The organism is Alcanivorax sp., assembly GCF_014762765.1.
Classification (GTDB): Bacteria; Pseudomonadota; Gammaproteobacteria; order Pseudomonadales; family Alcanivoracaceae; genus Alcanivorax.
This window is the reverse complement of the sequence record NZ_JABURH010000100.1, coordinates 40510-60287: the sequence shown is the minus strand read 5'-3', so window position 1 is coordinate 60287 and position 19778 is coordinate 40510. Positions and strand designations below refer to the sequence as shown.

The 19778-nt window shown below is 58.3% G+C and carries 18 protein-coding genes; 10 read left to right on the top strand and 8 right to left on the bottom strand.

Translation table 11 applies throughout. The features are described 5' to 3' along the window. Window positions 1–85 precede the first annotated feature (85 nt). Together HUJ17_RS05715 and HUJ17_RS05710 are read left to right on the top strand one after the other, a co-directional pair. Complete coding sequence (locus tag HUJ17_RS05715; RefSeq protein WP_290509777.1) at window positions 86–946, top strand: fructosamine kinase family protein; 861 nt, start codon at window positions 86–88, stop codon at window positions 944–946. 11 nt (window positions 947–957) lie between these two features. Next, window positions 958–2073, top strand: coding sequence for a 4-phosphoerythronate dehydrogenase (locus HUJ17_RS05710; RefSeq protein WP_290509776.1), 1116 nt, complete (start codon window positions 958–960; stop codon window positions 2071–2073). On the opposite strand, the gene HUJ17_RS05705 is transcribed toward HUJ17_RS05710, so the two are convergent. Next, window positions 2045–2245 (bottom strand): PA1571 family protein, encoded by a 201-nt coding sequence (locus HUJ17_RS05705; protein WP_366471172.1) that lies wholly within the window; start codon window positions 2243–2245, stop codon window positions 2045–2047. The genes HUJ17_RS05710 and HUJ17_RS05705 overlap by 29 nt on opposite strands. A 73-nt stretch (window positions 2246–2318) precedes the next feature. Here HUJ17_RS05705 and HUJ17_RS05700 point away from each other — a divergent pair, with 73 nt between their 5' ends. Next, window positions 2319–3464: an ATP-NAD kinase family protein gene (locus HUJ17_RS05700; RefSeq protein WP_290509774.1), complete on the top strand. Its 1146-nt coding sequence runs from the start codon at window positions 2319–2321 to the stop codon at window positions 3462–3464. Window positions 3465–3544: 80 nt separating this feature from the next. On the opposite strand, the gene htpX is transcribed toward HUJ17_RS05700, so the two are convergent. Then, window positions 3545–4441, bottom strand: a complete 897-nt coding sequence (gene htpX, locus HUJ17_RS05695; RefSeq protein ID WP_290509773.1) for a protease HtpX — start codon at window positions 4439–4441, stop codon at window positions 3545–3547. A gap of 109 nt (window positions 4442–4550) precedes the next feature. Here htpX and HUJ17_RS05690 point away from each other — a divergent pair, with 109 nt between their 5' ends. Further along, the gene (locus HUJ17_RS05690; RefSeq protein ID WP_290509772.1) at window positions 4551–5483 is read left to right on the top strand and encodes a class I SAM-dependent methyltransferase; all 933 of its coding nucleotides are present in this window, start codon (window positions 4551–4553) and stop codon (window positions 5481–5483) included. A gap of 94 nt (window positions 5484–5577) precedes the next feature. On the opposite strand, the gene HUJ17_RS05685 is transcribed toward HUJ17_RS05690, so the two are convergent. Both HUJ17_RS05685 and HUJ17_RS05680 read right to left on the bottom strand, forming a co-directional pair. Next, window positions 5578–6093 carry a hypothetical protein gene (locus tag HUJ17_RS05685; RefSeq protein WP_290509771.1) on the bottom strand — a complete coding sequence of 172 codons (516 nt, stop codon included), beginning with the start codon at window positions 6091–6093 and terminating at the stop codon, window positions 5578–5580. Between the two features lie 73 nt (window positions 6094–6166). Next, entirely contained in the window at window positions 6167–7396 is a 1230-nt protein-coding gene (locus tag HUJ17_RS05680; protein WP_290509770.1) for a pyridoxal phosphate-dependent aminotransferase, read from the bottom strand. Between the two features lie 105 nt (window positions 7397–7501). Between HUJ17_RS05680 and HUJ17_RS05675 the strand changes: the two genes are divergently transcribed. The 5 genes from HUJ17_RS05675 to djlA all read left to right on the top strand — a co-directional run bounded on the left by HUJ17_RS05675 (window position 7502) and on the right by djlA (window position 12825). Continuing rightward, complete coding sequence (locus tag HUJ17_RS05675) at window positions 7502–8170, top strand: DNA-3-methyladenine glycosylase I (protein WP_290509769.1); 669 nt, start codon at window positions 7502–7504, stop codon at window positions 8168–8170. Window positions 8171–8263: 93 nt separating this feature from the next. After that, window positions 8264–10177, top strand: a complete 1914-nt coding sequence (locus tag HUJ17_RS05670) for an FTR1 family protein (protein ID WP_290509768.1) — start codon at window positions 8264–8266, stop codon at window positions 10175–10177. A 144-nt stretch (window positions 10178–10321) separates the two neighbouring features. Beyond that, entirely contained in the window at window positions 10322–11221 is a 900-nt protein-coding gene (locus HUJ17_RS05665; protein WP_290509767.1) for an NAD(P)-dependent oxidoreductase, read from the top strand. Further along, window positions 11221–12003, top strand: coding sequence for a hydroxypyruvate isomerase (gene hyi, locus HUJ17_RS05660; protein WP_290509766.1), 783 nt, complete (start codon window positions 11221–11223; stop codon window positions 12001–12003). Before HUJ17_RS05665 ends, hyi begins: the two co-directional genes overlap by 1 nt. Before the next feature lie 3 nt (window positions 12004–12006). Further along, the gene (gene djlA, locus HUJ17_RS05655; protein ID WP_290509765.1) at window positions 12007–12825 is read left to right on the top strand and encodes a co-chaperone DjlA; all 819 of its coding nucleotides are present in this window, start codon (window positions 12007–12009) and stop codon (window positions 12823–12825) included. A gap of 72 nt (window positions 12826–12897) precedes the next feature. On the opposite strand, the gene HUJ17_RS05650 is transcribed toward djlA, so the two are convergent. Continuing rightward, window positions 12898–13842 (bottom strand): oxygenase MpaB family protein, encoded by a 945-nt coding sequence (locus tag HUJ17_RS05650; RefSeq protein WP_290509764.1) that lies wholly within the window; start codon window positions 13840–13842, stop codon window positions 12898–12900. Window positions 13843–14300: 458 nt separating this feature from the next. Between HUJ17_RS05650 and HUJ17_RS05645 the strand changes: the two genes are divergently transcribed. Continuing rightward, window positions 14301–14546, top strand: coding sequence for a YdcH family protein (locus HUJ17_RS05645; protein WP_290509763.1), 246 nt, complete (start codon window positions 14301–14303; stop codon window positions 14544–14546). A 105-nt stretch (window positions 14547–14651) separates the two neighbouring features. Here HUJ17_RS05645 and HUJ17_RS05640 read toward each other — a convergent pair whose 3' ends face one another. The 3 genes from HUJ17_RS05640 to HUJ17_RS05630 all read right to left on the bottom strand — a co-directional run bounded on the left by HUJ17_RS05640 (window position 14652) and on the right by HUJ17_RS05630 (window position 19739). Then, window positions 14652–16364 carry a ShlB/FhaC/HecB family hemolysin secretion/activation protein gene (locus HUJ17_RS05640; protein WP_290509762.1) on the bottom strand — a complete coding sequence of 571 codons (1713 nt, stop codon included), beginning with the start codon at window positions 16362–16364 and terminating at the stop codon, window positions 14652–14654. Between the two features lie 87 nt (window positions 16365–16451). Continuing rightward, entirely contained in the window at window positions 16452–17720 is a 1269-nt protein-coding gene (locus HUJ17_RS05635) for a hypothetical protein (RefSeq protein ID WP_290509761.1), read from the bottom strand. A gap of 78 nt (window positions 17721–17798) precedes the next feature. After that, window positions 17799–19739: an acetoacetate--CoA ligase gene (locus tag HUJ17_RS05630; RefSeq protein ID WP_290509760.1), complete on the bottom strand. Its 1941-nt coding sequence runs from the start codon at window positions 19737–19739 to the stop codon at window positions 17799–17801. Window positions 19740–19778: the final 39 nt, after the last annotated feature.

The following is a 19778-nucleotide window of genomic DNA, read 5'->3' as shown; positions in this document are numbered from 1 at the left end:
TAAATCAAGGGGAACAGTCAGTCATTATTGGCCGTGAGATCCGATTTTGGTGGCTTCTATAGTCAAGGAGTTGCGTTTAATTGCTATGAAATTGCCAGTATTAGTGCGGCAGGCCTTGAATCAGGCTGGTTTGCAGGGGGATTGGACTCTGACGCCGGTTGGCGGTGGTGACACCGCCCGTAGTGGCCTACTTGAGGGTGGAGTGAGTCGTTATTTTGTCAAGCAGCATCGCAATCCTCTGCTGCTGGAAGCGGAAGCGCGCGGCCTGGAGGCACTGGCAGCACGCCTGAGCGTTCCCCGGGTAGTGCATTGTTATTCTGCCAGTGAGGGCGGGGTGCTGATTCTTGAGTACCTGCCCATTGCCTCCCTGACGGGCAGCCGCCAGTGGATAGCCGCCGGAGCGTCGCTGGGTCGCCTGCACCGGGTTGAAGGGCCTGCCCGGTACGGCAGTCACCCGGACAACTTTATCGGTGCCAGTCTGCAAAGCAACGCGGATCACAGCGACTGGGTCGCCTTTTTTGCCAACGAAAGGTTGACGCCCCAACTGCAACGGGCGCGTGAGAGGGGGCTGCCGGCACAGGCCGCAGAGCGGACCGGGCAGGTTATCGAGCAGCTGGACCGCTGGCTGCCTTCCCGGCCGCCCTGTGCCCTGGTGCATGGTGATCTGTGGCAGGGCAACCTGGGCCAAGTAAATGGCGAGCCAGTGTTCTACGATCCGGCCTGTTATCATGGCGATCCGCAGGTGGATCTGGCCATGTTGAACCTGTTTGGCGGTGTGCCGGCGGCGTTCTATCAGGGCTATCAGGCGGAGTATCCCACTACCTTGAGATACCAGGCCTGGCCAGTGTATGACCTGTATCACTGGCTGAATCACTACAACCTTTTCGGTGGACAGTATGCCCGGGCAGTGGATGACACCGCCCGCCGCCTGCTCACCACCCGCTGACAGGAAAACCGATGCAGATTATTGCCGATGCCAACATGCCGGGCCTGGAGCCCTTTGAAGCTATGGGCACCGTGACCCGGGTTGATGGTCGCAGCCTGACCCGGCAGCAGCTGGGGCAGGCGGAGGTGTTGCTGGTGCGCTCGGTGACCCGGGTGGATGCGGGTCTGCTGGCAGGGTCCCGGGTGCGTTTTGTGGGGTCGGCGACGATCGGCACCGACCATGTCGACCTGGCCTATCTGCAACAGCAGGGCATCCATTTCGCCCACGCGCCGGGTTGTAATGCCCGGGCGGTGGCGGAGTATGTGCTCCAGGCATTGCTATTGCTCTGTCAGGCTGGCAACCGTTCCCCACGTGGGTCAACGGCGGCGGTGGTTGGGCTGGGCAATGTGGGACACCGGGTGGCTGACTGGTTGACTGAGATGGGAATGAGCGTGCGAGCCTGTGACCCACCACTGGCGGAACAGGGCTATGAGGGACCCTACGAGCTGGAGCCGCTGGATGCCGTGCTTGATGCGGACCTGATCACCTTGCATGTGCCGCTGACAGACAGAGGTGACCATGCCACCCGGCATCTGCTGGATACGCGCCGGCTGTCGCGGCTGTCTGAATCGCAGATGCTGATCAATACCTGCCGGGGGGCGGTGATCGATAACGGGGCGTTATTGTCGAATCTACAGGCAGGCCGGGGGCCGGCAACGATTCTGGATGTCTGGGAAAGCGAACCCCTGGTGCCGCCCTTGCTGTTTGAGCGGGTGCTGTTGGGATCGCCGCATATCGCGGGCTACAGCGCGGAAGGCAAGCTCAAGGGGACAGAGTTGCTCTATCAGGCGTTCTGCAAGTGGCTGGATGTGAAGGCTGAACCGGCGCCGGTGTCAGCCAGCAACGAGATCATTGAGCTGCCGGTGGCAAACGAGAGGGATCTGCTCAGGGTGTTGCAGGTGGCGTATCGGTTATCGGAGGATCATCAGCGTTTGGGAGACAGCCTGACCTCAGCCGACCCGGGCAGGGCCTTTGACCAATTGCGCAAGCAGTACCCGGTGCGCCACGAGCTGCATAACTGGCACTACCAGGGCGAGATCGCCGCACCATGGCAACCGATTATGCGCCAGCTTTTCGCCCGGAGTTGAGTGACTGGGCAGGGGGCTGCCAGCTTTTTTCCAGGCGTTGAAATGCCTGCTGGATCATAGCCTCGGTAATGGGTATTTCCCGGCCTTGTTCATCAATGATGGCGCCACCGTGGAAATTGTTGCCGGGTTGCTGGCTGTCTAGGTTCATGGCTGCATCCCTGTAAATATGCATGATTGAGTCGTTCATTTAGGGGCTGCCCCTTGTGGACAGCAATGCCATTTTTGTATCTGGATATGACCACTTTATGAAAGTCGACCAAAGTCTCTGTCTCGGTGTGCTGGTAAACCCTTACGCGGGGCTCGGTGGCAGCGTGGCTCTGAAAGGGAGTGATGGGGAGGCAACCCGTGAAGAGGCCCTGCGACGGGGAGCCGAGCCGCAGGCGCCTGCCCGTATGAGGCGTGCACTCAAGGCCTTGTCCGGCGCCAAGAACCTGACAGTACTGACCTGGGCCGGCGAGATGGGGGAGACAAGTTGCCGGGAAGCAGGATTGCCTTGCCAGGTGGTTGGTGAGTCCACCATGCCCAGCGGCCCCCAGGACACACGTCGGGCAGCGGAGGCCCTGAAAAGCGCCGGTGCCGAGCTGATTCTGTTCGCTGGTGGGGACGGTACGGCCCGGGATCTGGTGGATGTGTTGGGCCAGGGAACGCCGGTACTGGGCGTGCCTGCCGGCTGCAAGATGCATTCTGCGGTTTACGCCATAAATCCAGAGGCGGCCGGCAGCCTGTTGGCAGAGCTGGCTAGTGGCGAACTGGTGGGCCTTGAACTGGCTGAAGTCCGTGATATTGATGAGGTAGCGTTTCGAGAAGGTGTCGTTCGCGCTCGCCATTACGGTGAACTACAGGTCCCGGCCGAAGCCCGTTACCTGCAGCAGGTCAAGTGTGGCGGACGGGAAGTGGAAGATCTGGTGGTTACCGAAGTTGCCGCCTGGATGGCGGACAGTCTTGAAGACGATACCTATTATCTGATGGGGTCCGGTTCCACCGTGGCGCTGGTGATGGAGCAGCTGGGTCTGGAAAACACGCTGTTGGGGGTGGACCTGGTCTACAACTACGAAGTGGTAGGTCGGGACCTGGGAGCACGGGCCTTGCTGGAGCAGATCGGAGATACTCCGGCCCGGGCGGTTATTACCGTTATCGGCGGCCAGGGCCACCTGTTCGGTCGTGGCAACCAGCAGTTCAGCCCGGCCCTGATTCGCCGCCTGGGCAAGGATAACATTCATATTCTCGCCAGCCGCACCAAACTGAAAACCCTGGAAGGGCGTCCGCTGGTGGTAGATACCGGCGACGCGGAACTCGATCGGGAGTTATGCGGATTGTGGCCGGTGACTACCGGTTATGAGGATCAGGTGTTGTATCGGGTGAGTACGGAGGCAGCCTTAATTGACAATTGATAGCTAAAACAAAAAAAGAGGCGCTTTGATTGGGCGCCTCTTTCGTTATCAATTATTCATTATCAATTTTCAATTGCCTCTCACCCGTGCCGCTTCTCCTGCAGCGCGGCAATACGATCATCCAGCGGCGGGTGAGAAGCAAACAACGCTTTCAGGCCCCTGGCGAGGCCGGAGTTGATACCGAAGGCAACCAGGGTGTCGGGCATCTGGTTGGGCATCTGGGATTCCGCCTTCAGCCGTTGCAGGGCCGAGATCATGTCGCGGCGGTCTGCCAGCTGGGCGCCGGCCACATCGGCCCGGTATTCCCGAAAGCGCGAGAACCACATGACAATGGCGCTGGCAGCGATACCGAAGATGATCTCCGCCACGATCACCACAATGTAGTAACCGAAACCCAGACCGCCACCGCCGTCACGGCGCATGAAGCTGTCCACCACATAGCCCACCACGCGGGCGGCAAAGATGACGAAGGTGTTCACCACGCCTTGTACCAGGCTCAGGGTAACCATGTCGCCATTGGCCACATGGCCGATTTCATGGGCCAATACCGCGCGCACTTCTTCCGGGCGGAAGCGGGACAGCAGACCCTGGGAAACCGCTACCAGAGCGTCATTCTTGTTCCACCCGGTGGCAAAGGCATTGGATTGCTGGGCCGGGAAAATACCCACTTCCGGCATTTTGATGCCAGCCTTGTCAGACAGCTCTTTAACGGTCTGCAGCAGCCAACGCTCAGCGTCATTGCCGGGTTGCTCGATGATCTTCACCCGCGCAGACCATTTGGCCATGGGCTTGGAGATCAACAGGGAAATCAGCGAGCCGGCAAAACCGAATACGGCACTGAAAATCAGCAGGCTGGTCAGGTCCAGCCCGGAACCGCTGGCGGCAAAATAGGAATTCACCCCGAGCAGGCTCAGGGTAATGCTGGCGACCACAATCACCGCCAGGTTGGTCAGTAGATAAAGCGCAATGCGCATCATCGTCGGTTGTCTCCACGTTTCATCGGAAAACTTGATTATGGGGGCGAGGGGCGTGAAGGCAAGGTATACTGCGCGGCAAAATTTACCCGCCACATGCACTCCCGGTCCTATGCAACCCTCCGAACTGTCAGACCTGCTTTCCCCTTATCTGGTTCCCCGCACGCAACCACGCCACCGCCTTTTCCACGGCCGGGGAAAAACTGTGCCGGCCCTGGAGTGGCTGACCATCGACAGCTTTGCGCCGGTACTGGTGGCCACGGTATTCCGTGCCCAGGACGAGGCCATGCTGAAAGCGCTGGAGGCCTGCCTGACAAAATCACTGGTCGCCCTGGGCTGTGACACTCTGGTCGTCCAGCATCGATATGACGGCAGAGCGGAGAATGTGCTGGTGTGTGGGGAACTGCCCGCTTCGCCGCTGGCGCAGGAGGATGGGCTGGTCTACAAGCTGGATTTCCAGCGCGGACAGAATCTGGGTTTTTTTGCCGATATGGCGCAAGGGCGGCGCTGGATTCGTGAGCGCGCCGAGGGCAAGAAAGTCCTCAACCTGTTCAGCTTTACCTGCAGTTTTTCCGTGGCGGCCCTGGCCGGTGGAGCCGAATCCGTGGTGAATATTGATCTCTCCGACCCCGCGCTCAGACTGGGACAGCAGAATCATGGGCTCAACGGATTCGAGAATGCCAAGGTGCATTACCTGCCACACAACATCTTCCGCAGCTGGAAAAAACTCCACAGCCTGGGCCGTTACGACATTATCGTGATTGATCCCCCCAGCGCCCAGAAGGGCAGTTTCATGGTGGAGAAGGATTACCCCAAAGTGTTGAGGAAACTGCACAGGCTGTTGGCCCCGCAAGCGGAGATCCTGGCCTGTGTGAATGCCCCCTGGCTGGACTATGAATGGCTGGAAACCTGTATCGAGGAGAATCTGCCGGGGGCGGAACGGGCAGGACGGTTACCGGGAGCTCCGGGCTTCGACGAAGCGGAGGAACCGGCCTTGAAGACTGTGCATTATCATTACCGGCGCCCGGCAGAACTTGATAGTTGAGGCCAGATCGCTGGCTACTGTATTCGCAATAGCCTCCGTAGGGTGCAGTCCGTCTTCGGCTCAGTGCACCCTACGCATCGGCAAAGGAAGGGGATTAAAGGCCGTCTTCGGTGACGAAGTGCTGGCTGCCATCCTGTTTGATTAGATCGGCAAACTCTTCGGCCTGTACCGGCTCCGGGTTCCGTGATAACAGATAACGTACCACAGCCGTTGTTCGCACCGAATCCTGCGCACGGATGGCCTGCAGGAACTGTTCGGCAAGAGTTGCCTTCTCGTGTTTTACGGTGGCGGGGAGGGCCGGGTCGGTGTTGTCGAAGCGTAGTTCACTGATGGCAGTCAGTAGCACAAAAGTTTTGTTAGTCAGTACTGCCTGCTCAATACCTTCCTGAAAGATTGTCGCCTCATAACGCAGCAGCCCTTCTTCCGCCAGCCACAGCATGGCGCCCAGGCAGGCCATATGACGGCTGCTGTGCAATCCCACATCGTCCATCTCCGTGGGTCCGATAATGTCTTCAACGTACAGCGCGCCAGGGCGAGGGAAGCTCATATAGGCCTGCATTAGAATGCGGGCAACGTCGTGACTGAAGTCGTCGATGTGCAGGTGTGACATGGGCGGCTCTCAGGCAACGGTGGGCGCGGCGCCTAGAGACGCGCCCACCAGTCGGTTCGGGCATGAATCCCTGTTATTTTTTTCTTGCCCGATCAAGATAACGGGCAATGCGGCCGATGGAATCTTCAAGATCATCCACCCGAGGCAGGAAGACCACGCGGAAGTGATCCGGGTCTGGCCAGTTGAAGGCGGTGCCCTGGACGATCAAGACCTTTTCTTCGCGCAGTAAATCCAAGGCAAAGGCTTCATCATCCTCGAAGGGAAAGACCTTCGGGTCCAGTTTCGGGAACAGATACAGGGCAGATTTGGGTTTCACACAACTGACCCCGGGAATGGAATCGAGCATTTCCCAGGCCAGATCACGCTGGCGCCCCAGGCGCCCGGTGGGCAGCACCAAATCACCAATGCTCTGATACCCACCCAGAGCCGTCTGAATGGCATGCTGGCTGGGCACGTTGGCGCACAGGCGCATGCTGGCCAGCATATCCAGGCCTTCGATATAACTTTCTGCACGGTGTTTTGCGCCTGAGATCACCATCCAGCCAGCACGGAAACCGGCGGCGCGATAATTTTTTGACAGGCCGTTGAACGTTATAAACAGAAGATCGTCGGCCATGGAGGCGATAGAGGTGTGCTCTTCGCCGTCGTAGAGGATCTTGTCGTAGATCTCGTCGGCGAACACGATCAGGTTGTTCTCCCGGGCAATCTGCAACAACTCCTGCAACATGGCCGGTTCATAGTTGGCGCCTGTGGGGTTGTTCGGGTTGATGATCACCAGGGCCTTGGTGTTCTTGTTCACCTTGGCACGGATATCTTCCAGTGACGGTTGCCAGTCTTGCTGTTCATCACACAAATAGTGAACCGGGGTGCCACCGGACATGCGAACGGCAGCGGTCCAGAGAGGGTAATCCGGGGCCGGCAACAGCACTTCGTCGCCGCTGTTGAGCAGGGCCTGCATGGACATGACAATCAGCTCGGAGACGCCGTTGCCGATGATCACATCGTCTACGGTGACGCCTTCAATGCCCTTGGTTTGGGTATACTGCATGACCGCTTTTCGTGCCGGGAACAGGCCCTTGGAGTGGCAGTAACCGGTGGATTCCGGCAGGTTGCTGATCACGTCCTGAAGCAGCTCTTCCGGTGCCTCGAAGCCGAACGGGGCCGGATTGCCAATGTTCAGCTTGATCACTCGATGGCCTTCGTCTTCCAGGCGGTGAGCTTCACGCAGCACCGGGCCGCGGATGTCGTAACATACGCCGCGCAGTTTGTCGGATTTGTTGACGTGGTATTGGTCGATTGTCATGCCGGTCCTGTTCAATTGGATAGCGCAAGCCACCGATTCTACAATGTCGCTAAATTACTGTATATCAAGGGAACCTCTGGCTTCCTGACTTTACCGGAGCACACTGTGACCCCATTCAAGGATTTGTTGGCCCTGGCGGTGAACCGCAAAGGCTCTCTGCAGGCCGTCAAGGGGCAGCTGCCCACCGTGGCGGATGCAGATATGCTGCGCAGCCGCGATGATGCTTTCTATCTTTCCGCCCTGACCCGACGCATTTTCCGGGCCGGGCTCAAGCATTCCCTGGTGGACAACAAGTGGCCGGCTTTCGAGGAAGCGTTTTTCGGCTTTGACCCGGAAAAGTTGGTGCTGATGCCGGACACCATGCTGGACGAGCGTATGCAAGACACCCGTTTGATCCGGCACTGGGGGAAAATGAAAGCCATTCGGCACAATGCTCAGCTGGTGCTCGATCTTGCCGAGGAGTACGGCAGCGTAGGCAACTGGCTGGCGGACTGGCCGGCCGATGACACCGTGGGCATGTGGCTGCTGCTCAAGAAGCGCGGTAAGCAACTGGGAGGCAACTCCGGGGCGGCTTTTCTGCGCATGGTGGGGCGTGACACCTGGTACCCAACGGGGGATGTTATCGCTGCCCTGAAGGCCCAGAACATCATCGACAAGCCACCGGCCAGCCAGCGCGACCAGCGGGCTGCCCAGGCCGCGTTCAACGTCTGGCAAAAAGAGAGTGGTTGGCCCCAGGCGCATATCAGCAAGGTGCTGGCATTTACCGTCGGCTGAAACGTCGCATTTCTATTGCTATGCGGTCCTTGATGGCGCGCTGCATATAAATGATAATGACTCTCCTTTTCAAAATGAACCGGATTCATTTTCATGACTGCAGTTCCCGCTCCGGGGCGCCTCGCCGCCGTTCTGACTTCACTTATCTTCCTTTGCCTGCCCGCCTTTGCCAGCAACCAGACCGCCCTGGTGCAGTTGGTGGAATACGTGGGCGCGGATTACATCAATGCGGTAGAGGGTGGCGTTATCGTCAGCCCGGAAGAATATGCCGAGATGGAGGAGTTCACGAGCCTGTTGGCGGAAGGGGTAGCACAGCTGCCGGATGCTGAGGGAAAACAAGGCCTGCAGGATCAGGCAGAAGCCCTGCAGCAGGCGGTGACCGACAAGGCCGGGGAACCGCGTATCAAGACGCTGGCTCAGTCTATCCGTGCCACTCTGGTCACCGTTTATGGTATCCCGGTGTCACCAAAAGTGGTGCCGGATCTGGAGCGAGCGGCCGAGCTGTATCAAAACCAGTGCGCCGCCTGTCATGGTGCCGAGGGGCGCGGCGATGGGCCTGCTGGCGCGGCAATGGAACCGGCGCCCACCGATTTTACCGAAGTGGCCCGCTACAACGGCCGCTCCTTACTGGGTCTGCATACCACCATCACTCAGGGCGTTGATGGCACCGGCATGGCGGCTTACGGGGATACCCTCAGAGATGAGGATCGCTGGGCTCTGGCGTTCTACGTGGGCGCAAAAGCGGTCAGCGATGAGATGGCCGAAACCGGGAAGGCGGCTTTCAACACGATTCCAGGCATGAAGACCTCCCTGACCCTGGACACCCTGGTGGCCCAAGCCCCGGAAGATGTGCTGAAAGAGCAGGGCGAGCAGGCCTATGCAGCCCTGGGCTATCTGCGCCGGGAGCCGTCGGCACTGTTCAACGAAAACCGCTTTATTGCCTTGAGTGATGAGCGTTTGAAGGAAGCCGGGCTGGCGTACCGCAACGGTGATCGGCAGGCCGCCCGCAGCGCGGCTTTGTCCGCCTATCTGGACGGTTTCGAGATGATTGAGCAGCAGCTGGCGGCGGTGGATGGTGATCTCATGCGTCGTGCCGAGGCGGATTTCATGGCCGTGCGGGAAGCCATTGATCGCAGCCACCAGGCAGATATTGTCAGCGAGCGGGTGGCGACTGCGCGCGCCTCCCTGGCTGAAGCAACGGATGCGTTGTCCGGTGACGGCCTGAGTCCGGCGGCAACCTTTTCTGCCAGCTTTTTCATTCTGTTTCGCGAGGGGCTCGAAGCACTGCTGGTGGTGGCAGCCCTGCTTACCTTTACCCGTAAGGCCAATGCGATCAGCGCCACCCGCCATATTCATCTGGGCTGGATCGCTGCTCTGGTGGCCGGTGGCCTGACCTGGTACGCGGCCAGCTCCCTGATTACCTTTAGTGGCGCCTCCCGGGAAATGACCGAAGGGGTGGCCGGGGTGGTCGCGGCGCTGATCCTGTTCTACGTGGGGTTCTGGATGCACAGCAACAGCCACAGTCAGAAATGGCTGGGGTATATCCGCAACAAGGTGGACGATGCCCTGGGCAGCGGCACCATCTGGGTGTTGACGTTTGTATCCTTTATTTCGGTGTATCGGGAAATCTTCGAAACCATCCTGTTCTACCAGGCCCTCTGGAGTCAGGTGACTGCGGCGACCCAGGCCTTCCTGTTTTATGGTATCGGTGCAGCTGTGGCAGCCCTGGCGGTGGTCTGCTTCCTGTTTTTCCGCATTGGTATGAAGCTGCCCCTGAGCCTGTTCTTCCGGGTGACCAGTCTGGTGCTGCTGGTGCTCTCGGTGGTGCTGCTGGGCCGAGGCATTGCCGCCCTGCAGGAAGCAGGCGTATTGAATGCCTATTACCTGGGCGTGCCTACCATCGAGTGGCTGGGTTTCTTTCCCACGGTACAGGGCGTGCTTGCACAGGCTGTGGCAGTAGTGTTGGGTGTGGTGTTGTGGGTGCGGGGTAGCAAGCAACAGGCCTGACCCCCAGGCCTGTATGGGTGTGTAATCCGGCCTAATCAGCAATAATTGCCGCCAGTATCACTCAAGAGCGTCGGTTGAGGCGCTCGTGAGATTTTTCCTGTCGCGTGCATCTTTGACGGTGCGCTGTGTGAAAGTGGTATCCACATGTCACAACCCTCAATCAGTTTTCTCGGTGTCGGTCTGATGGGCGCCCCCATGGTGGCGCGCCTGCTGGATGCCGGCTTTTCCCTGACGCTCTGGAACCGTACCCCGGCAAAGGCGGAAGCTTTTGCTGGCAGAGTGCGCCTGGCTGCCAGTCCGGCGGAGGCTGTCGCTGACGCGGATGTGGTGATCACCATGCTTGAGAGTGGCCAGGTGGTGGAGCAGGTGCTTTACCAGAGTGGTGCAGTCAGCCAGCTTCGTCAGGGAGCCCTGGTGATCGACATGAGTTCTATCGAGCCTGGGGTTGCCCGTGGCCATGCGGCGCGCATCGAAGCACTGGGCGGTGATTACCTGGATGCCCCGGTGTCCGGTGGCACCCGTGGCGCAGAGGCCGGCACGCTGTCCATCATGGTGGGCGGCGGTGATGAGGCGTTTGTGCGTGCTGCAGAGGTATTCCAGCCCATGGGAGCGGTAACGCATATCGGCCCGGTGGGTAGTGGCCAGTTGGCCAAGCTCGCCAATCAGGCCATTGTCGGTATCACTATCGGGGCGGTATCTGAAGCCCTGTTGCTGGCGGCAAAAGGCGGGGCAAGGCCGGAAAAAGTCCGTGAGGCACTGCTGGGTGGTTTTGCCGGCAGCAAGATTCTCGAACAGCATGGCGAGCGCATGCTGCAGCGTAATTTCGAGCCCGGAGCGCCGGCGCGGATTCAGCTCAAGGACCTACGCATGATTCTTGATGAAGCTCGTAGTGAAGGCCTGACGTTACCGCTCAGCCAAAGGGTGTTCGAGGAATACCGGGCCTTGCTTGCCAGCGGTAATGGCGAGGTGGACCACAGTGGCTTGTTGCTGGAACTGGAGCGGCTCAATGGCGTCCGACTTGGCAGCGCTGACGAGGAACACTGATGCCAAGATTTGCCGCCAACCTGTCCATGCTGTTCACCGAGTTGCCGTTTCTGGATCGCTTTGCTGCCGCGGCCGACGCGGGTTTCCAGGGGGTGGAGTTCCTGTTTCCCTATGACTGGCCGGCGGCGACACTGGCGGAAAAACTGAAACAACATAATCTGACCCAGGTGCTGTTCAATCTGCCGCCCGGCGACTGGCAGGCCGGTGAGCGGGGCATTGCCTGCCTGCCGGACCGGGTGGAGGAGTTTCGCGAAGGGGTATTTCAGGCCCTGGAGTATGCGCAAGAACTGGATTGCCAGCGGATTAATTGCCTGGCCGGGATTCGTCCGGACTCATTGCCTTATGAGGTGGGGTTTCAGACCCTGATGGAAAACATGCGCTTTGCCGCTGATCTGCTGGCAGCGAAGGGAATCACCCTGACGGTAGAAGCGATCAACTCGAAAGTGGATATGCCGGGTTTCTTTCTTGATACTTCCCTGACTGCCATGGCGGCTATCGACGCAGCGGGACGGGACAATATCCGCCTGCAGTTCGATTTGTACCATATGCAAATCATGGAGGGGGACCTGTGCCGTTCCCTTTCACGACTTTGTCCCCATATAGGACACATTCAGTTTGCCGATAACCCGGGGCGCCATGAACCGGGTACCGGCGAAATTCATTTTGATACGGTGTTTGCCCACATTGATAGCCTGAATTATGAGGGCTGGGTCAGTGCGGAGTATCGTCCGCAACAGGACACCGAGACCAGCCTTGGCTGGTTCAGACCACGGATTAGCTGATCAATGATGCAACTTAACTGGGGCGGCAAGATTATTCTCGGCTTGCTCGGGATGCTGGTGGGCGGGCCCGTTGGCCTTGGGGTCGGGGTGTTGATCGGACACATGCTCGACAAGGGCGCGGCCCAGGTGCAGAACGTTCGCCCGCAACAGGCGGAAGTTCAGAAAGCCCTGTTTGATACGGTGTTTTCCATCATGGGGCACCTGGCCAAGGCGGATGGTCGGGTCAGTGAGGATGAAATTGCCCAGGCCCGGGCGGTGATGGATCGCATGCAGCTCAACGAGGAGCAGCGTCGCGAAGCCATTGCCCTGTTCAACCGTGGCAAGGAAGCTGACTTTCCGCTGGATGCCACTGTGGCGGATTTCGCCAACACCGTTAAACATCGCAAGCAACTGATTCTGGTGTTGCTGGAGATTCTTTTGCAGGTAGCCCTGGCCGACGGCCAGATTCATCAGGCGGAAGAAGAGGTGCTGGTACGGGTCGCAGAAGGTTTGGGAGTGCCAAGGGCCCAGTTCCAGCAGATTCTCAACATGCTGCTGGCCCAGGCCCAGTTCTCTGGTGCTGGCGGTGCATATCGAGCCGGGCAGGGGGCTGCTGGCCCATCGCGGCCTTCGCTGGGGCAGGCCTATCAGGTGCTGGGTGTCAGTGAGTCGGCGTCCAATCAGGAGATCAAGAAGGCCTACCGCAAGCTGATGAGTGAACATCACCCGGACAAGCTGGCGGCGAAAGGGGTGCCGGAAGAGATGATCCGTATGGCTACCGAGAAGACTGCGGAAATCAGCAAGGCCTATGAAATGGTCAAAGACAATCGCGGTTTTAAATAGCTTCTGCAATCCCCCAAAGCCGCACCAACGGGTGCGGCTTTTGGCGTGCAGTCTGTTGCTTGTTATCTATGCTCAGTAACTCACGCTGGGCAACCGATCCACTTTCGGAATTGACCAGCCGCTGTTAACCAGGTCACTTTCCCCCGTCCACCATCGATTCAGCAATCGGGTAGCCAGGTCTGCGCGGGCTCGGCCGTTCAGTCGCTGACTAGCTTCATGGTAAGCGGGTTGATAGCGCAATCGTGGTGGCAGTCGTCGGGTTATCTCCATCAACTTGCTTAGATGTCTCTGGTAGGCCCGATGGCTGTCCAGCCCGGTTGGCGGCAAGCGGAATGTCTGTCTCAGGTGTTCGGGAACCTGGAAGGCGGCCAATGGCAGATACTGGCCGTAGGGCAGTCTTCCAGGGTAACCCTGTTCACGGATCAGCTCGTGGCCAAGTCGGCGGCGCCGATCACTTACCGGCCCGGAGTGATTAAGACGACGTTGCCACCAGCGGCGATGAGCGTGCCAGTCTGTAGGCCGTCGTTCTTCAGGGATACCCATTACCTGCGCCAGCAGCATGGTTTCCTCGAACAACCGCTCCTGATGGGCGGAATTCAGCGGTTCAATCACCTCTTGATAGACCGTCAGACAGGAATCCATCCAGGCTGTCAGCGCATACAGCAGTGTTTCGCTGTCATCCACGTCGAACAGGGTCTTGCGTCGCATGCGCGGACTGTCCAGTGTCAGCAAGGCTTGGTCCAGGTTGCCGAAGACCAGCTTCAGCATGAACACCTGGGTGTGCTGTAATCGCTGCACCAGATCATGGGAATCCACCAGCAGCTGCGACAGACGGCTATCCGCCAGTGCCAGCAGTATCACTCGACCGTGTGCCAGGCAGGTAAGGTTTTCGCGCATCAACTGCCAGCAGATGGAGCCGGGGCCGAACAGTCCTGCATCAGGTTGATGGCATTGTTCGCTGGCCTGAGTCAGGCCGGTCTGGATATGGTCGCGGGTCAGTAATTGCGGTAACGCCATGTGCACGCCTCCTTTGTGCAGTGAGGGTTCCGACTACCACCGAGCTGCCCGGTGACAACGTAGCGCTCAGGCGAGACTCTGAATAACTCCTTGCGAACCCTTAAGGTCGCGCCTTTATGCTTTGCGAGTGCTTCCGGGTCTTCCTGGCTGGCCCGCACTCGTTGTTGCGTGTTGAAGGTGAAATGTCGATGGACATACCTCGATTACCCTTAAGGGGGCACCTTCAAAATCGCGCCCTCTGTGCTCTGCCAGTATCGGTTGCGAGCCAGTGGGGAAGGCTGAGCATCCAAGGAGTTATTTAGAGGCTCCCTTTCATCTTACGGGCCTGCCTGATTGAATCTAATCAGAAAATGTGGTGATTTAATGATGTATGGGAACAGTGACGCAGCTTTTTGTGTCGGAGAGTTAGACGTAGCCCTCAGCGGGTTACTCAACGTTACCGCAAAGGAGAAATGTCCATGTTGGGAGAGAATCACAGCATCCACCATGAATTCCCTGATCAGCGCCAGAAAATTGACGAGCTGGTCAGTTACGATCCCGGTTTCCGGGCTCTGGTGGTGGATCATGACAAACTGGACAAACAAATACGGGGCCTGGAAATGCGTGAGAGCCCGATTGCCGATCTGGATATGGAGCGTTTAAAAAAAGAAAGGATTCGATTGAAAGACGAGGTGTACCATCGTCTCAATAATGGGGCGGGCTAAGCTGAATATTTTGCAGATGAGGTAAACCGTCCCTAGTTGCGAGTCACGAGGTACGAGTTCCGAAAAAAAGCAGCTTTTCGCTCCTTGTAACCCGCTTCTCGCAACCTAAAAATCCACCCTTCCTGTAACGATGAACTGCACATCGTCCACTTGATCCTGATCCACCAGCGGGGTTGCCACATCCAGGTGCAGTACTCGGTCCACGCGGAACTTGCTGGGGCTGAGGCGCAGTCCCAGCCCAGCATTGGCCAGGGTACTACCGCGGGGCTGGCCCTGCTCCCAGGCTTGCCCGGCATCCACATAAACGGCGCCACCCACATAGGCCAGATTGAAAATCTGCCAGTTGGTAAAACGGCGCCGTTCCACGGAAAATACCCAACGGCGGTCGCCACGCTGGTAGTTGGTGGGGTAACCGCGCAGGTTGTCGTTGCCGCCAATGGTTAATTGCTCGTCCTGGCGCAGATTACTGCCGGCAGTCAGGTTGAGGCGTGCGAACCAGCGGTTATTCTGGTTGAGAAAATAGTAATAACTGAGGCCGCCACCATAGATTGTGCTAATAAAATCCTCATCCTGATAACGTCCGCTTGCAGACAGACTGCTACGAAACAGATGATGCTGGCGTATAAAACGGGTGTCGCTGGTGCTCAGGTTGAAAATGACGGATTCCGCATTGCTGCCGAAGGACTTACTGGCATGGCCTACGCGCACAAAATGATACCAGCCCAGACGAATATCCTCCTGGCGCTGGGCGCGGTTAAGGTTTGAAGCGACTAAATGCTCGTTCTCCTGATATTCCCAGGATAGCCAGGGATAAACGCGACGTTCGTTGTCGGGCAGTGAAGTGGTTTCTCCTGGCACATCGCTGAAGCGTTCTTCCTCGTCGGTCATGCCAAATCGCCAGCGGGTAACGCTATTGCCATTGACCCCTGGAGACCAGCCGACAAAGGCTTGGTAGCGGTTGTCTTCAAGGCGATAGCGGTTCACCGTCTGATCGTTCACCTCAATGCGCTCAAGAAGATTCTCACGCTGCACATCGATACCTGCAGACCAGCGGCTGTCCAGCTGATAGAAAGGACGAAGCAGGCCGCCGGAAAGTGATTCTCCGTCGCTGGCATTGGTGTAGCTGAGGTTCAGCTGCATTCGTGAGGGAAGAAGCGGGTTCCGATAGCTGAAGAAGTGGCCACTGCGGTCTGCATCATCAAAGTAACCGGTGGCAACTCGCTGGCCCGTACCGAGCAAGTTGCTTTCGGTAAAGCCGGCACTGGTGCTGTCATCGCCACCAGAGCGAGATGCGGAAGCAGATGGTGAAAATGTCCACACATCCCGGACCACTACCAGTAGGTCTATACGATCTGCACAAACCTGGTGCGGTACGATCATGGCGTCTACAAGGTAGTCGTTACCCCGTAACAACCGTTCATTCTCCCTGAGGTGATCCCGATCCAGCGGCTCACCACTGTTCAGGATCATCTGCTTTTGCAAGGTGGTTTTACGCGTTTCGATATGCAGAAAATTCGCAGCACGATAAAGCCAGTTATCTTCTGCCGGATCCTCTTCATTGAAGATGGGGAGTACAGTGAAGTGAATCTTGCCGACGGGACGCCCTTGGTATTGGCTAAAATCCACTTTCTGTCGGGTCTCGACAAATTCAAACAGCGCAGGATCGCCGTAATCGTAGACCAGCTCGCAGTTTTCATCAGAAACGGAGGACGCCCACCCGGAGAAGGGCCAGAACAACAAGGTAACCGCCAGCCAGGAAGCACGAAACCCGGAGTGGGTGAGTGGTTGCCGCTGCGTATCGGAACACAGTACCTGCATGAACGAACGCCTGACCGGGTGAGCTTTCACTCTACAAACCCGATGGCAGTAATGACAAGTGTTCCGTCGTTGGTACCCTTGCTCATGTTATTGCAACGTCATGCGGGTACGCGGGGTGTCCAGTTGCTGGCTTGCATATTGGTCGGGTGTGAGCCCCTGGCTATCCTTGCTGTAGAACAGCCGCGTAACAAAATAAAACTCCTGGCCGTATGGGATATCTGTCAACGAAAAGCCCACATTGGGAAGTTGGCCTGGAAAACGCTCAGGCTCGTTGGCTAATGACGCATCATCTTGGTAAAGGAGGCGGGCAGGGGTATTAAATCCTTTCAGGAAAGCCAGCTGGGCGAGCAAATCAAAACCGCGACCTGTACTGAACCAGATCCAGTTGTCTCCTCTGAGGGGCTGATTGAGCATGGCTTTTTCCGCATCCGAGAGTCGGCCATCAGTGATAGCCATATGATTGCCGGTCCAGCTGGTCATCAGTTGGCTGTCATAGAGCCCGTTACCGTCCAGAGAGATATCCAGTGCCGGGCGTTTCACTACGGTTTCAGCGATACCGGGTAGGGTAAAACGACTATGGATCTCCATCTGTCTGGGCATCACCAGGAAATAATTATTGATTCGCAGCACGGGGACCTTGGCCACCGTCACAGAAGTCGAGGCGTAAACCAGTGCCGCGAGGGGGCCATTGATTACCTGTTTGACCTTGGGGTCCAGATTGTTGTTGTTCAATGTGACTCGATTGTTTTCGCCGAACAGGCCGGCACTGAGCCGTAATTTCAGGGTGTCGAGGATGCTCTGGCGCTCACCGTTTTCGCCCTCAAAGCCACGAAAGTAAAAGTCGCTCCACTTGAACAGGTTGCCGTCTGCCATGCTCAGGGCATAGTCGGTGCTTTTGATGGTCATCGACTGCGGATCGAACTGTACGTAGCGATCGGTATTCTGCAGGTAGGCGTTCTTTACCAGATAGAAAAAGCGCGTTTCTCCGGCCTGTTCCACGGCCAGTTCGGCTGCCACCTGTTCGGTAACCGGGCCATCAAGCGGCTGACCGCCATCTTCAAAACGCAGTAACAGCCGGTCCTCGGCATCGATACGGGCCGGATCTCCCACCAGGTCGGTGCTATCGTCCTGTTCAAAATAGGGGTAACCCTGTTCGGACCATTGCACCCACTGGTGTGGCACTGGTGCCAGGCGGCCATCCTGCATGGTGAAGAATGAATACAGTCCGCTCTGTTTTCCATGCAGTGCTTTGAAGCTTTCGCCGGTGAGTGTAATGATCTGGGCGTGCATGGCGCCGGACAATGCCGACAGCAACAGAGCAGCCGTTATCATCGGCAAGCATTTATTATTCTTCATCTTTTACATCACTTGGCCGGTACAACCTTACATGATGCGCCTTTATGCCGGGCCGTCAATGGCCCGGTAAACGGGTGGTCAATTTGCCAGCTCAGGAAGGTTGGAGAAGTGCTCCAGGGCTTGCGGATTGGCCAGGGCATTGCGGTTGGTCACCGGGCGCCCGTGGATCACTTCGCGAACCGCCAGTTCCACAATCTTGCCGCTCACTGTGCGTGGGATTTCCGGCACCTCGGCAATGACTGCCGGCACATGGCGGGGCGTGGCGCCTTCGCGAATGGCCTTGCGGATTCGTGCTTGTAACGCCTCGTCGAGACTGACGCCATCGGCAAGCACCACAAACAGCACCACGCGCACATCGCCTTGCCATTCCTGACCGACCACAATGGCCTCGCGGATTTCATCAAGCGTTTCCACCTGGCGGTAGATTTCTGCGGTGCCGATGCGCACGCCGCCCGGGTTGAGTACCGCATCGGAACGGCCGTGAATGATCAGCCCGGTATGCTGTTCATGGGGAACCAGTTGGGCGTAGTCGCCATGGGCCCAGACGCCGTCGAAACGGGCAAAGTAGGCCCGGTGGAAGCGGCTGCCATCCGGGTCGTTCCAGAATGCTACCGGGCAGGAAGGGAAGGGCTGTCGGCACACCAGTTCGCCCTTGCTGTCTGCCAGCGGCTCACCGTTGTCGTCAAACACGTCCACATCCATGCCCAGCCCGGCGCACTGCAGTTCACCGCGATAGACCGGCAGCAGCGGATTGCCCAGTGCAAAGCAGGAAATGATGTCGGTTCCCCCGGAAATGGAGCTGACCAGCAGATTCGGCTTTACCTGCTGGTACAGGTAGTCATAGCTCTCATGGAGCAAGGGAGAGCCGGTGGAGAAGAGCGTTCGCAGGGTAGCAAGATCATGGCTTTCACAGGGTCTGAGGCCGGACTTCTCTACGGCCTGGATAAACTTGGCGCTGGTGCCGAAATGGGTGATGCCTTCGCCATCCACAAGATCGAACAAGCGGGCGGTGTTCGGGTAGGCCGGGTTGCCGTCGTAAAGCACCAGGGTGGCCCCGGTATGCAGGCCACAGATCAGCCAGTTCCACATCATCCAGCCGCAGGTGGTGAAATAGAACAGGGTGTCCTCGGGGCCCACATCCCCGTGCAACTGCAGTTCCTTGGTCTGTTGCAGCAGGGTGCCACCGGCACCGTGCACGATGCACTTGGGTTGGCCGGTGGTTCCGGAGGAGTAAAGAATGAATAGCGGGTGATTGAACGGCAGTGCAGCAAAATCCGGGGCCGGCCCGGCGCTGTCCAGCCAGGTTTGCCAGATCAATGCCCGTCTTACCGGGGTACTGGTGCCTTTGCCGGGCACTACCACCAGCAGCTCCGGTTTCAAAGCATCGTGCAGGGCATCAATGCGATCCCCAAGATCGATCCACTTGCCGTTGTAGTGGTAACCGTCACAGGCCACCAGCACGGCAGGTTCGATCTGCCCGAAGCGATCGAGTACGCCGGACACGCCGAAGTCCGGCGAGCAGGATGACCATACCGCGCCGATCCAGGCCGCGCCCAGGGCGGCGATCACCGTCTCAATCCGGTTGGGCATGTAGCCGGCGACCCGGTCGCCGGGTTTCACACCGGCGGCGAGCAACTGGGCGGCTACCTTGCCGGCGGCCACACGCAGGTCGGCGTAACTGACTTCATGGCGGGTGCCGTCCTCCAGCACGCTGATCAGGGCAGGGTGGGTGTCGTTGCGGTGCAGCAGATTTTCCGCGTAGTTCAGGCGAGCCTGGGGAAACCAGTGGGTGTCCTGGAAACGATCACGACGGGTGAGCACGGTATCGCCGGGCTCGCCCACCACAGCACAGAAGTCCCACACCTGTTGCCAGAACGCCTCCGGCTGCTCCACTGACCAGGCATGCAGGGCATTGTAGTCGGCCAGCGGCTGGCCGCTGTGGTGGCGGGCCTGTTCCCAGAACCTGGCCAGTCGGCTGTGCTGTTGCGCGTCACCCGGTTGCCAAAGCGGTGCGGACATTCTGTTCTCCCAAGTGTCTGGTGTCCGGCAGCAAGTGTC

Coding starts and splice junctions, on each gene's coding strand:
- HUJ17_RS05690 (WP_290509772.1), top strand. CDS start 4,551: ATGCAACCCTCCGAACTGTCAGACCTGCTTTCCCCTTATCTGGTTCCC.
- HUJ17_RS05640 (WP_290509762.1), bottom strand. CDS start 16,364: ATGCAGGTACTGTGTTCCGATACGCAGCGGCAACCACTCACCCACTCC.
- HUJ17_RS05705 (WP_366471172.1), bottom strand. CDS start 2,245: ATGCATATTTACAGGGATGCAGCCATGAACCTAGACAGCCAGCAACCC.
- HUJ17_RS05685 (WP_290509771.1), bottom strand. CDS start 6,093: ATGTCACACCTGCACATCGACGACTTCAGTCACGACGTTGCCCGCATT.
- HUJ17_RS05670 (WP_290509768.1), top strand. CDS start 8,264: ATGACTGCAGTTCCCGCTCCGGGGCGCCTCGCCGCCGTTCTGACTTCA.
- HUJ17_RS05715 (WP_290509777.1), top strand. CDS start 86: ATGAAATTGCCAGTATTAGTGCGGCAGGCCTTGAATCAGGCTGGTTTG.
- hyi (WP_290509766.1), top strand. CDS start 11,221: ATGCCAAGATTTGCCGCCAACCTGTCCATGCTGTTCACCGAGTTGCCG.
- HUJ17_RS05710 (WP_290509776.1), top strand. CDS start 958: ATGCAGATTATTGCCGATGCCAACATGCCGGGCCTGGAGCCCTTTGAA.
- HUJ17_RS05700 (WP_290509774.1), top strand. CDS start 2,319: ATGAAAGTCGACCAAAGTCTCTGTCTCGGTGTGCTGGTAAACCCTTAC.
- djlA (WP_290509765.1), top strand. CDS start 12,007: ATGATGCAACTTAACTGGGGCGGCAAGATTATTCTCGGCTTGCTCGGG.
- HUJ17_RS05650 (WP_290509764.1), bottom strand. CDS start 13,842: ATGGCGTTACCGCAATTACTGACCCGCGACCATATCCAGACCGGCCTG.
- HUJ17_RS05635 (WP_290509761.1), bottom strand. CDS start 17,720: ATGAAGAATAATAAATGCTTGCCGATGATAACGGCTGCTCTGTTGCTG.
- HUJ17_RS05665 (WP_290509767.1), top strand. CDS start 10,322: ATGTCACAACCCTCAATCAGTTTTCTCGGTGTCGGTCTGATGGGCGCC.
- htpX (WP_290509773.1), bottom strand. CDS start 4,441: ATGATGCGCATTGCGCTTTATCTACTGACCAACCTGGCGGTGATTGTG.
- HUJ17_RS05645 (WP_290509763.1), top strand. CDS start 14,301: ATGTTGGGAGAGAATCACAGCATCCACCATGAATTCCCTGATCAGCGC.
- HUJ17_RS05680 (WP_290509770.1), bottom strand. CDS start 7,396: ATGACAATCGACCAATACCACGTCAACAAATCCGACAAACTGCGCGGC.
- HUJ17_RS05630 (WP_290509760.1), bottom strand. CDS start 19,739: ATGTCCGCACCGCTTTGGCAACCGGGTGACGCGCAACAGCACAGCCGA.